The organism is Paenibacillus glucanolyticus NBRC 15330, from assembly GCF_004000885.1.
GTDB lineage: Bacteria > Bacillota > Bacilli > Paenibacillales > Paenibacillaceae > Paenibacillus_AQ > Paenibacillus_AQ glucanolyticus.
Genome location: NZ_BIMC01000008.1, coordinates 66,865 through 78,901 on the forward strand (window position 1 = coordinate 66,865; position 12,037 = coordinate 78,901).

Genomic DNA, 12,037 nt, shown 5'->3' on the forward strand with positions numbered 1-12,037 from the left:
GGAGGATTTATCTTGAAAACAAACGCCAAGATTACCATTGACTGCGTCAGGCCGAGCGAGCATACGGTCAACCCCTACCTGTTCGGACATTTCGTGGAGGATATACGGGACCATATGGAGGCCATGCTCGCATTTCCCTTGAAGGACATGGATTTCGAAAGCGAGACGGAATCAAAGACCGCGGTATCGGGAAGCTGGCGCGCGTATACCAACGGAAGGAACACCAGGTATGCCATGGAGGCGCCGGCACCCAAGCATTCGGGCCGCGCCCAGCGCATCCGCATTCTGAGCGATGATGAGGCCTATGCCGGCATAACGCAGATCACATCGCTGCAAGGGCCGAAGGATTACACCGTTCGGATGGTTGCAAGGGCTTCCATCGAGCTTCGTTATTTGATGATCGAAGCGGTGGACCGGCGTACGGAAGAAACGCTGGGGCAGCTGCGGGTCGAGCTGAGCAGCCATAACTGGCAGGAATACCAGGGGCAGCTGTCCATAACCCGTGCTTGTGCCGATGCGGAAATTCGGGTGTATATCCCGGCCGGGCACCCAAGGTGGGTCGACCACGTATCCACCGGCATGCTTTGGATCGATCATGTGTCAATGCTGCCAGTAGACAGCATTGCCATGGTGAAGCGCGAAGTGGTAGACATGACCCGCGAGCTGAACGCGGGGATGATGCGACTGGCAGGCAATTATATCAGCGCGTACCATTGGGAGCATGGGATCGGCCCTGTTCTGGAGAGACCTGTCATGTACAACGAAGCGTGGGGAGGGTGGACCAGCAAATATTTCGGAACGGACGAATTCATCCGCTTTTGCCGCGAACTGCGGGTTGAGCCCCTCATTTGCGTGAACGATGGTTCCGGCACGCCAGAAGAGGCTGCCCAGTGGATCGAATACTGCAATGGAAGCGTGGATACACCGATGGGAGCTCTGCGAGCAAAGAATGGATCACCCGAGCCATACGATGTAAGGTACTGGGAGATTGGCAACGAGGTTTGGGGGCAATGGCAGGTCGGCACTTGCACAGCTGACAGGTTTGCGGAGCGGACGATATCGTTTGCCAAGGCCATGAAGGAGGCGGACGATTCCATCGTGCTGCTGGCCTGCGGGCATTATGATCAGGACTGGAATCAAACGGTCCTCGATCTGGCCGGTGAGTATATGGACTATCTGACACTGCATTTGTACCACGGCTACGGTCCCTTCGGCATGAACCGGGACACCCCGGCAGAGGACCGCTATAAAGCGATCGCCTCTTATCCCGAATGGACCCGGCATTATATCCGGCAGACGACGGAGCTTATTCGGTCCCAGTCGAAGCATAGCCACGTGAAGCTGGCGATCACCGAATACAACACGATGTACTATCCGAACACCGTAAGAAAAGGGCTGCCGAACGAACATACCTTGGGAGCAGCCGTGGCCAATGCCGCCAACCTGAATGAAATGATTCGTTGCAGCGATATGGTGCATATCGGCAGCTTCTCCGATCTAGTTAACGGCTGGCTGGGAGGATGCATCAGAGTGGGGGATTATTATGCCGACCAGTATTGCGGCAAAGAACCTGGCTGGAGCGGGCTTCCTCTCGAAATATACGGTACACCCACCTATGAAGTGTTAAAGCTTTACGCGAATCGGGATATCCGGCGAATCCTTCCTGTTAAGGCGGAATGCGGCACCTTCTCCGTGTCGTCACACAAGAAGACGCCTGTGGAGCTGGATGCGCTTCCGGATCTGGACATTGTGGCCGGTACGAATGACGACGGCAGCGTGATTACGCTGCTTATCGTGAACCGAAGCCTGGGGGAGGCTCGGGCCGAGCTTGAGCTGCAAGCTTTCGAAGCTTCCGGGGAAACAACCGTTTATGAAATTACCGGGAATTTTTACGATGATATCAATTCCGTATTCCAGCCTGAGCAAATCAAGTGTAAGGAATACGGGGTTTCGGCGGAGGAACTGCAGCGCGGTTACCCATTGCGTCCTTCCTCCATTTATGCGCTTGAATTCAGGGCGAAGCCCGAATCCGGTGGAGTGGAATAATCACCTAGGCTGGCTGTGACCATCAAGACTAAAGTATCTATTATAACCGAAGAGCCGTGACTGCGCTGACAGTCACGGCTCTTTTTTGCATAAAGCCATTCGAAGCTCGCCGCGGCCCGAAATGGAATGATACAGGCTGATCTTATCCAAGAATCAGGGAAAATGGTCTTCATTCATCGTTTAACTTATTTATGGGAAGTGTAATTAGAGACTAAACAGAAGGATGGGGTGATCAATATGTCAAACGGAACCGTCGTGAACGAGGAAGCCGTTGAGATTGTTAAGGATATTATCAAGGATGTGGAAACCGCGATGTTCTCCACGATATCGGAGGGTGGGATCAATTCCCGGCCGATGCAGACACAGGATATTGAATTTGATGGGGACCTCTGGTTCTTAACGAAACGGGATACCAGCAAATATGCGGAAATCATGGCTAATCCCAACGTGAATATTGCTTATGTCGGCAAATCCTACGTGTCGATTCGTGGAACGGCTGAAGTTGTAGAGGATGTGGAACGGAAAAAAGCGCTCTGGAATGCAGCATACGAGAAGCTGCTGCAAACATCCTACGACGATCCCAACATGATTCTGATCAAGGTGAATACGGACACGGCAGAGTACTGGGAAACTGGAAATAAAACTAAAACGGTGAAGGCCTTCTTCAAAAAAATGGTGGGCCAGCAGCCGGAGGGCAACTCGGAGATTAACAAAACCGTTGATCTTCATTAAGCGGAAATAATTCAGTTATAAAAACCGTAGGATCAAGCCACGATCCTGCGGTTTTTTTTAGGAATTTTGGCTATGGTCATGACTGTCCTCTAGTAACGGATCGATATGTATGCGGGCAAGTCATCAGCTCATACGTATTGATAGATAAATGGTTTAAGAAGGAAGAAAGAGGGAACTTTAATACGTAAGAAGGCAGATTTACCCTGAAACCTATTTTAAACCCATAAATCAAGTGAGAATTGTGTGAATTAAACGGCAGAACTGGTTCTAAACCATGACGTTCAACTGGATGGTTTGGCTCTGATTGTGTTATACTTTTTTCGTAATTATGAAAATTTACATTCGGAGAGGAGGTAGTACATTGGGAAGGCGTTATTGCAAATGGATCAAGTTACGGAACTAAAGGGTGTGACATCTTTTCTATTGGCTGCCTCTTCTGCCTGGGTATTTGTAATACATGATGTACTTGCTTCTGAATAACATTGAATACAGCCTTAATTAAATCTGGAGGTGAATCCCTCTTAAGAGGGAAATCATTGGACATTATTACCATCACTAATTTATTCATACTTGCAGTTCTGATTGCATTGACAGCGTTTTTTGTGGCCTCTGAGTTTGCTGTTGTAAAAATTCGTATGTCTCGGATTGATCAATTAATTGCTGAAGGGAATAAAAAGGCGGTTGTGGCCAAAAAAGTAGCCGGCGACCTTGATTATTATCTATCGGCCTGCCAGCTCGGGATTACGGTAACGGCTCTCGGACTTGGAGCCATTGGTAAGCCTGCCGTTGAACGCATCATGTACCCGGTATTTGATCTCTTTAACGTATCGGCCTCAACGGCTTCGATTGCTTCCTACGCCATTGCCTTCATACTCGTGACATTTCTGCATGTCGTGGTTGGGGAAATGGCACCCAAGACGCTGGCAATCCAATTCTCGGAGAAGATGACCCTGCTGCTCGCTGCCCCGCTGTATGGGTTCGGGAAAATCATGAAACCATTCATTTGGGCATTGAATGGAGCATCACGAGTATTGCTGCGTTCCTTTGGCGTGAAGCCTGCTGGACATGAACAGGCTTACTCGGAAGACGAGCTGCGCATTATTATGACGCAAAGCTATCAGGGCGGCGAGATCAATCAGACCAAGCTGGCTTACATGGAGAACGTATTCTCATTCGATGAGCGTGTGACCAAGGATATCATGGTGCCGAGAACCGCTCTGGTTACCCTCGACAAGGATATGAAATACCCGGATATCGTCCGTATATTGGATGAACACAACTATACGCGATATCCTGTCATTGAAGAGGGCAGCAAGGACCGGGTGGTCGGCGTTGTCAACGTGAAGAAGATGCTGCCGCATATCGTGGCTGGACGGGAGCGCAAACTGACGGAATTTGTCCGGGACCTTCCTATCGTGCTTGAAGTTACGCCGATCCATGAAGCGATGTTGAAGATGCAGCAGGAACGTATGCATATGGCTCTGGTTATCGATGAATACGGCGGCACATCTGGGATATTGACCATGGAAGATATATTGGAAGAGATCGTTGGGGAGATTCGTGATGAATTCGATGCCGACGAAGTGGCGGATATCCGGAAGACCGGGGAACGTGAATACCTGATTAATGGACGGGTTCTCCTGGATGAGCTTGAGAAGCAGTTTGGACTGGTCTTCGAGAATCGTGAAGAGATGGATACGATTGGCGGCTGGATTCAGTATCAGAAAGGCACTACGGTTCAGGACGGCGATGAGATCAAGCAAGGCGAGCACGTATGGGTTGTATCGGAAACCGATAACTTGCAGATTAAACAAGTCATTCTAAGACAAGCTTGAGATTGCGTGTTAAGGGCTTCTCGTTGATACATTCAGACCATCATTTTTTTGGAGGTGAATCCCTCGACTGAGGGAAATCATTGGACGGAATAATCGTGTTAAACTTATTTTTAGTAGCTGTGTTTATAGGACTGACAGCGTTCTTTGTCGGAGCCGAATTCGCGATATTGAAGGTACGGATGTCAAGAATCGATCAATTGATTGCAGAGGGTAATAAAAAAGCAGTCAAGGCCAAGAAGGTAGCACACGAGCTGGATTACTACTTGTCTGCCTGCCAGCTCGGGATAACCATAACGGCGCTCGTACTCGGAGCGCTGGGCGAACCGACGGTTGAGCGGATGCTCCATCCTCTGTTTGAGAGATTTGATGTGCCGGCTGCCATTGCAACCGTGCTCTCCTATGTCATTGCTCTTTCGATTATCACATTCCTGCACGTTGTCATCGGAGAATTGGCACCGAAAACATTGGCGATCCAATTTGCCGAGAAGATGACGCTGCTGCTGGCATCGCCTCTATACTGGTTCGGTAAAATCATGTACCCGTTTATCTATGCACTGAACGGAGCTTCGCGTCTTCTTCTTCGTATATTTGGCGTAAAGCCGGCTGGACATGAGACGGTCCATTCCGAGGAGGAGTTGAAGTGGATTGTGGATCAGAGCTACGAGAGCGGCGAGATCAACCAAACTGAGCTGGATTACCTGAAGAATATATTCGCTTTTGATGAGCGCACCTTACAGGAAATCATGATTCCTAGAGAGCGAATCATTACGGTGGAACAGGGCTGGCCACTTGCTAAAATCATTGAGGTTCTGGGTGAGTATGATTATACCCGCTATCCGGTTGCCGAAGCAGGGAATGCCGATCGTTTCATCGGGTTTATCAACACCAAAGAGATGCTGACAGGCATTGCGGCTGGAAGGGACTGCGCCGTGCATGAATTTATTCATGAGATGCCGCGTCTTTCGGAATCGTCCTCAATCAAAGACGTCCTGATCAAGATGCAGCAATCCCGCGTCCACATGGCGATTGTAACGAATGAGTCGGGCGCTGCCGCCGGACTCGTGACGATGGAGGATATTCTGGAAGAAATCGTCGGGGATATCCGGGACGAATCGGATCGCAATGAGCTGCAAGGCGTACAGGCGTAAGTGATATAGGATTCGCACCCGATCAAGAAAAAGTAAATAACCATGCCCTCTTCCCTCCATTTGGGAGGTGAGAGGGCATTTTTTTGTTATATTCTCTATGTTTCTATCGGAATTCTCAGTGTGACCTGCGTTCTGGCCTCTGCGCAATATTCTGGCTGCTCAATGGGTCACGGTTAACCAGCATTCATATATTTCACCCTGGGCTTGGCCTAATCGTGAATCCGAAGCTGTACGTACGGTTTGCAGGCAGGGTGAATTCCTCATGAATGGGCGCTCCCCAGCTGTCGTCGCCGCCTACACCCATCTGCTTGTAGTTGATGCGCAGGACGGTTTTATCGCTTGCGGGAAGTTTATAAGCATGGTCACAACGTTCCAGTTCATCCGGCGTCCACGGCAGAGCGCATAACTCCATGAGCGATGGGCTTTCGAAACGGAGGCCGACGCCGCTGCTTCCTGCGTTAAGGCTGGCGAAGCGGACATCCGTTTTATTCCCGCACTCTTGGGGTCTCAGATAGGGGACAAACTGATCCGCCACCTTCCCCGAATATCGGCCGATTTTGGCTCCGGTCTTCCGGTCCCAATAATTCTCATGAGGTCCGCGGCCGTACCAGCGGAGGGTGTCCAGTTCGTTATCCAGCAGGAACAGCATGCCGATTTCCGGAATCTCGGGCAAGCCGCTGCCAGGAATGAAAGTTTCATGCACATGAAGCGTTCCGTCAGGGAAGATCCGATAGTCCAGGGTCAGGCTGGATATGGGGTGGGTCTCCATCTGATATTGACTGGAGACGATAACGGCAGGGCCCTCGGTTTGCCAGCTCAGCGATATCAGCTTCCGCTGATTATGGGCGGTTCTCCATACGCCGCAGCGTTCAGGGAGGCGGTTGCCCAGATCGTTATCGGTAACGGCCCGCCAGAAATTAGGTCTGACGGGAGCTCGCAAGTATTCCTTGCCGGACAGCGCGTAAGATGTCAGATCGCCGGTGATCTGGTTAAAGCGCAGCGAAACGGCAGACCCTGTGATGAGGAGGTCTTCTTCAGACTCGGTAACATCCAGCAAGGCATCCGTCTGCCCATGAGCGCCGTGCTCCGATTTTTCCGTAACGTATGGCGTAAGAGCGAACTGTTCCCAGGCCTCTTCATGTCCGGCTGGCGCCCACTTGACGCTTTCCTTCCTCACGAGGGAGAGGGTAAGAATCGCTTCCTTCCCATTATGTTCCATAGGAAAGCAGGGAATCGAGAATTCGGTATGCTCGCCCGGAGGCAGGGAAAGCTGAAGTGTGCCGGATTGGCTCTCTTCTCCGTTTAGTTGCACGTCCCATTGTACAAGATACTGATCCAGATTGGTAAACAAGAAGCGGTTGCTGACCCGAATCCGACCTGCGGCAGGATCGGTGCTTTCGAATTTGACGTTCTGATAGCATTTTTTCACTTCATCCAGCTTTGGCGTTTTGCTGCGGTCCGCGAAGATCAGACCGTTCCCGCTGAAATTGCCGTCATGCGGCGTCTCGTTAAAATCCCCGCCATATGCAAGGTATTCTGTACCGTCCGGTGTCTGGGTGCGAATCGCTTGATCGATCCAATCCCATATGAAGGCTCCCTGTAAGATGTCATACTTCTCAAACAGCTCCCAATAGAGGTGAAGCCCGCCGCATGAATTGCCCATCGCGTGGCTGTACTCGCAAATAATGTAGGGCTTGCCCGGATTGCTGGTTGCATACTTCTCCACATCCTGCGGCTTGGCATACATGGTGGATTCGATATCGCTGGCCGCTTCGGATTCCCTGTAGTGGAATATCCCTTCATAATGAACCAGCCGCGATGGATCGACCTCCTTAAGGAAATCATGCATTGCTATGAAGTTGTCGCCGCCAAAAGACTCATTGCCTAATGACCAGATGAGGATGGAGGGGTGGTTCTTGTCTCGTTGAAACATCGAATTGCAGCGGTCCAATACGTTGTCGCGCCATTCGAGTTTGCTGCCCGGAATCGTATCCTCCAGTTCCTGCTGCCCATACACCCACGTGCCGTGTGTCTCCAGATTCGTTTCATCAATGACATATAGGCCATATTCATCGCAAAGGTCATACCATATGGAATGATTCGGGTAATGGGACGTCCGTACCGCATTAATATTATGGGTCTTCATCAGTTCAATGTCGGTGATCATGTCCTCGCGGCTTAGAGCCCGTCCGGTATCAGGGGAGAATTCGTGCCGGTTGACACCCTTGAACAGAATGCGCTGCCCATTGATTCGCATCAATCCGTCTTTAAGCTCGAAGCGGCGGAAGCCCGTGCGGCAGCTTACCGCTCCGAGGCATGCCCCATCTGAATCTTTCAATGCCAGAACTACAGTGTAGAGGCCGGGGGATTCCGCGCTCCATCGTTCAGGCTGATGAACGTCCATGCCCAGGGAGAAGGTGCCCTCATCAATAATGTAATCCGCGATGGTGAGTGATTGCTTCTGAACCAGTCGATGGTCATGATCGTACAGCAGCGCCTCAAGCCGAAGGGTGTCCTTATCGATGGTTTCATTAAAATAATTCGTGATGGCTGCATCAATCTGCAGCTCGGCATTCCGGTAATCATCATCGAGAATCGTCCGCACGAAGAAATCCGAGATATGAAGCGCAGGGACCGAATAGAGGTAGACGTCACGGAAGATGCCGCTAAGTCTCCAGAAATCCTGATCCTCAAGCCAGCTCGCATCGCACCATCGGTATACTTCAACAGCCAATTTGTTCCCGCCCTTGATCAGATAGGGAGTAATATCGAACTCGGCCGGTGTGAACGTATCTTCGCTATACCCGGCCATTTCGCCGTTCACCCATACATAGAAAGCGGATTCAACACCTTGAAAGCTAATATAAACCGGCTGCCCCTCCCATGTATCGGGTACCGTGAATTCCCGGATGTAGGAGCCTACGGGATTATATCGGGTTGGCGCGAAGGGAGCTTTCAATTCAGGCTCCGAATCGGACCAAGGGTATCTGACATTCGTATATTGAGGATAGTCGTAGCCTTGAAGCTGCCAATGGGAAGGGACGGGAATGTCGGCCCAACTGCTGGAATCATAATCGGCTTCATGGAAATGGTGGATGCGCGCTTCCGGTGTTTCCGCAAAAGCGAATTTCCATGTCCCATTCAATGACTTATATAAGGGGGACAAGGAGTGGTCGTGGTTTAACGCTTCGGATTCGGATGGGAACGTCATCATATAAGCGTGTGCCTTGTGACGATTTAGCTGAAAGATATGGGGGTTATTATTCCATTCGGGATAACCGTTTGCAGGTGCCTGGTAAACGAACTTCGTACGCAATTTGCTCAGCTCCTCCTAGATTATGGTTTCCTTCTACTGCCAGTATAGAGGTTAAACCCGCCTAAGAGAATAAGACATATTTCACGTTTCTAAGATAAGCGGCCGGGAATTAAGGGTTTACATGTAAAAAGGTCTATGAAATAATGATTAGTAAATAATCATTCACTAATTGATTGGAGTGTATTGGATGGTACGACCTCGCGAATTTCAAGACGAGGCCATATTTGATGGCGTCTACAGAGCACTGTGCAAAAAAGGCTACGGTCAAGTAGCGTTAACGGATATCACGCATGAGATGCATATCTCGCCGGCAGCCTTAATGAAGAGATTCGGCTCGAAGAAGAATATGTTCCTGGCATACAGCGATTATGTCATTGAATTAACCCGGCAATCCTTCCATGAGGCCAGCCTGTCTGATCAACCCAGAATCGATGCACTAAAGGCCGTGTTCAAGCACTCTACCTCACGTATGAGCCATCCCGTTGAATTGGCTAACCATACTTCCTTCTATCTGGAGAGTACGGCCGATCCCGATCTGCTGGAGAAGACGCAGTACCGGTTGCGGCTGATCGATGAGTTTACCCGGCAGATGCTGAACCAGGCGATAACAAACAACGAAATCATTCCATGTGATGTCGCTTCGCTCAGCAGGGTATTACAGGCTGCCATCAGCGGTGCCATGCTGATCTGGATTAAAGAGTCCAACCGGTCATTGGACGAACTGTTTGATGAGTGCTTTGATGTGATATTTGCCTCGTTAACAAACAGCGATAAGCCGTAATTTCATGAGTTGAAGGGGGAGCGTCATGCCAGTTTATAACGGAAGTGGAGTCGATTTGTATTATGAAGTACAAGGGGAAGGGAAGCCGCTTGTGTTTACACACGGGGCCTCCTGGAATCATAAGCAATGGCGGCCGCAGATCGACTATTTCTCGCAAACTCATAGAACCGTCGTGTGGGATATTCGGGGACATGGTTCGTCTGCCCTGCCCGATGGACAAGTGAATTCGGAGGATTTCAGCCGGGATTTGGCGGATCTGCTGGATCATCTGAACATAGATAAAGCTATCCTTTGCGGGTTATCTCTGGGCGGTCATATCTCGTTACAGACTGCAGTTCGCTATCCTGACATGGTTGAAGCGCTGGTACTGATAGGCACTCCATTCACGAATGCGTTCAATTGGTTCGAGCGCATGTTTGTGCCGCTGAACCGTTGGTCGAGTTACCTCATGCCGATCTCTTTATCGGGGAAAATCCAGGGCAAGATGTTATCCAAATATAATAAGGACAATCAGGCCTATATCGAGGAAGCCTTCGGCTCCATAACGCATCGCGATTGGGTTCGGATATGGGATGCGGTTACCCGAATGGAGAGCAGGCAGGACTTGCACAAGATCCAGTGTCCAACATTGCTTCTTCAGGGCGAAAGCGACACGATGATCCGCAGGCAGCAGGAATACATGCTGGAGAGGATTTCGAATGCGCGATTGGAAATCATCCGGAACGCCCACCACGCCACGAATCTGGATAACCCGGATGAAGTGAATGAAGCCATCTCTTCATTTCTGGCAGGAAACGATATTTAGCCCTTCATTGACACTCCAAAATAGGGTTGCTACAATTTTATGTATATAGCCATCGGAATAATAGGTTAATGAGGAGGGGACGACCTTGAATCGGTTCGGTTATACAGATCCATTCATACGTAATGAACGCGAAGCATGGATTGTTGCTCGGGCCGACCAGCTCGGAGCGAAATTCGCGGAAAGAGCACCCAAGCATGATCTGGAGGGATCGTTTCCGTTCGAGAATTTTGAAGACCTGAAGACATCGGGTTATCTGAAGCTGACCGTGCCGGAATCCTTCGGCGGAGAAGAAGCCTCCGTATACGAGATGGTGCTTGCCCAGGAAAGGCTTGCCAGAGGAGACGGCTCCACTGCGCTGGCCGTCGGCTGGCATATTGGGCAAATGCTGCAGCTGCGTCTTTCCGGTGCCTGGCCGGCGCCGTTATTTGAGAAGTTGTGCAAGGACGTTGTGGCTGAAGGCGTCGTCATGAATGAGCTGGCAAGCGAGCCTGCGACGGGAAGCCCCAGCCGGGGCGGAAGGCCGGAGACCACTGCACGGCGGGTGACGGGTGGCTGGAGCATTACGGGACGTAAAACCTTCAGCACATTAAGTCCGATTTTGAAGCAGTTTGTTGTTACGGCGGGAATGGAGCACAGCGAGAACGTTGGTGCATTTCTGGTTCGCAGCGGGCCCGGTGTCAAGGTTGAGGAGACCTGGAATACGCTGGGCATGCGCGCGACGGGAAGCCATGATGTGATTCTGGAGGATGTATTTGTGCCGGATGCGGAAGTGATCCGTGGACTTGATTATGAGAAACCTGAGGAACCCGTACCTACAGAAGGCGTCCTGCTTCACATACCGGCATGTTATATGGGGATTGCCTATGCCGCGCGCAATTTTGCTATCGATTTTGCACGACATCATAAACCGAATTCGTTGACAGTCCCCATTGCGGAATTGCCGAATATTAAACGCCAGATCGCTCAAATCGAGGTGGATCTGCTCACAGCCCGAAGTTATTTGTATCAAACGGCCGACCGCTGGGACAAGGAAGTGGAGAACCGCGCTTCGCTAAAGCCCGAACTCGGTCTCGCCAAATACATCGTGACCAACGCAGCTGTCCGGATTGTAGATCAGGCTATGCGGATAGTCGGTGGATTAAGTCTATCCCGGAATCTCCCCTTGGAGAGAATGTACAGGGATGTTCGGGCAGGGCTTCATAACCCGCCAATGGACGACATGGTGCTGACTAACCTGGCCAATCGGGCCATTCAGGAAGCTGCGGATGAGGGGGATGAATAAAGGCCCTTCATAATAGGTTAGGCAGTATGGAGTTGCATGCTATATGATCGTGAAGGGAATGGATGAACACGAACTGCCGGGAGGCCATCCCC

Annotated in this window: 8 protein-coding genes; 7 read left to right on the forward strand and 1 reads right to left on the reverse strand. The window is 50.7% G+C overall.

All coding sequences use genetic code 11. The features are described 5' to 3' along the window. Positions 1–12 precede the first annotated feature (12 nt). The 4 genes from PGL02S_RS13910 (at position 13) to PGL02S_RS13925 (ending at position 5,761) form a co-directional block, all read left to right on the forward strand. Positions 13–2,046, forward strand: coding sequence for an alpha-L-arabinofuranosidase C-terminal domain-containing protein (locus PGL02S_RS13910; protein ID WP_036638640.1), 2,034 nt, complete (start codon positions 13–15; stop codon positions 2,044–2,046). A 237-nt stretch (positions 2,047–2,283) separates the two neighbouring features. Beyond that, positions 2,284–2,778, forward strand: coding sequence for a pyridoxamine 5'-phosphate oxidase family protein (locus PGL02S_RS13915; protein ID WP_036638643.1), 495 nt, complete (start codon positions 2,284–2,286; stop codon positions 2,776–2,778). A gap of 536 nt (positions 2,779–3,314) precedes the next feature. Further along, positions 3,315–4,613, forward strand: coding sequence for a hemolysin family protein (locus tag PGL02S_RS13920; RefSeq protein ID WP_006208110.1), 1,299 nt, complete (start codon positions 3,315–3,317; stop codon positions 4,611–4,613). Positions 4,614–4,693: 80 nt separating this feature from the next. After that, a complete protein-coding gene (locus tag PGL02S_RS13925) occupies positions 4,694–5,761 on the forward strand; it encodes a hemolysin family protein (RefSeq protein WP_006208111.1) in 1,068 nt (355 codons plus the stop codon). 193 nt (positions 5,762–5,954) lie between these two features. Here PGL02S_RS13925 and PGL02S_RS13930 read toward each other — a convergent pair whose 3' ends face one another. After that, positions 5,955–9,077 (reverse strand): glycoside hydrolase family 2 TIM barrel-domain containing protein, encoded by a 3,123-nt coding sequence (locus tag PGL02S_RS13930; protein ID WP_036638646.1) that lies wholly within the window; start codon positions 9,075–9,077, stop codon positions 5,955–5,957. Positions 9,078–9,264: 187 nt separating this feature from the next. On the opposite strand from PGL02S_RS13930, the gene PGL02S_RS13935 reads away from it, so the two are divergent. From PGL02S_RS13935 to PGL02S_RS13945, 3 genes are all read left to right on the forward strand, one after another. After that, positions 9,265–9,858, forward strand: coding sequence for a TetR/AcrR family transcriptional regulator (locus tag PGL02S_RS13935; RefSeq protein ID WP_063455984.1), 594 nt, complete (start codon positions 9,265–9,267; stop codon positions 9,856–9,858). Between the two features lie 25 nt (positions 9,859–9,883). Beyond that, entirely contained in the window at positions 9,884–10,663 is a 780-nt protein-coding gene (locus PGL02S_RS13940) for an alpha/beta fold hydrolase (RefSeq protein ID WP_036638650.1), read from the forward strand. Positions 10,664–10,748: 85 nt separating this feature from the next. Beyond that, positions 10,749–11,945 (forward strand): acyl-CoA dehydrogenase family protein, encoded by a 1,197-nt coding sequence (locus PGL02S_RS13945; RefSeq protein WP_036638652.1) that lies wholly within the window; start codon positions 10,749–10,751, stop codon positions 11,943–11,945. The last annotated feature ends 92 nt before the right edge of the window (positions 11,946–12,037 follow it).

What these genes read in the sequence shown, in the direction of transcription:
- PGL02S_RS13935 (WP_063455984.1), top strand. Translation starts at nt 9,265, where the DNA reads ATGGTACGACCTCGCGAATTTCAAGACGAGGCCATATTTGATGGCGTC.
- PGL02S_RS13915 (WP_036638643.1), top strand. Translation starts at nt 2,284, where the DNA reads ATGTCAAACGGAACCGTCGTGAACGAGGAAGCCGTTGAGATTGTTAAG.
- PGL02S_RS13940 (WP_036638650.1), top strand. Translation starts at nt 9,884, where the DNA reads ATGCCAGTTTATAACGGAAGTGGAGTCGATTTGTATTATGAAGTACAA.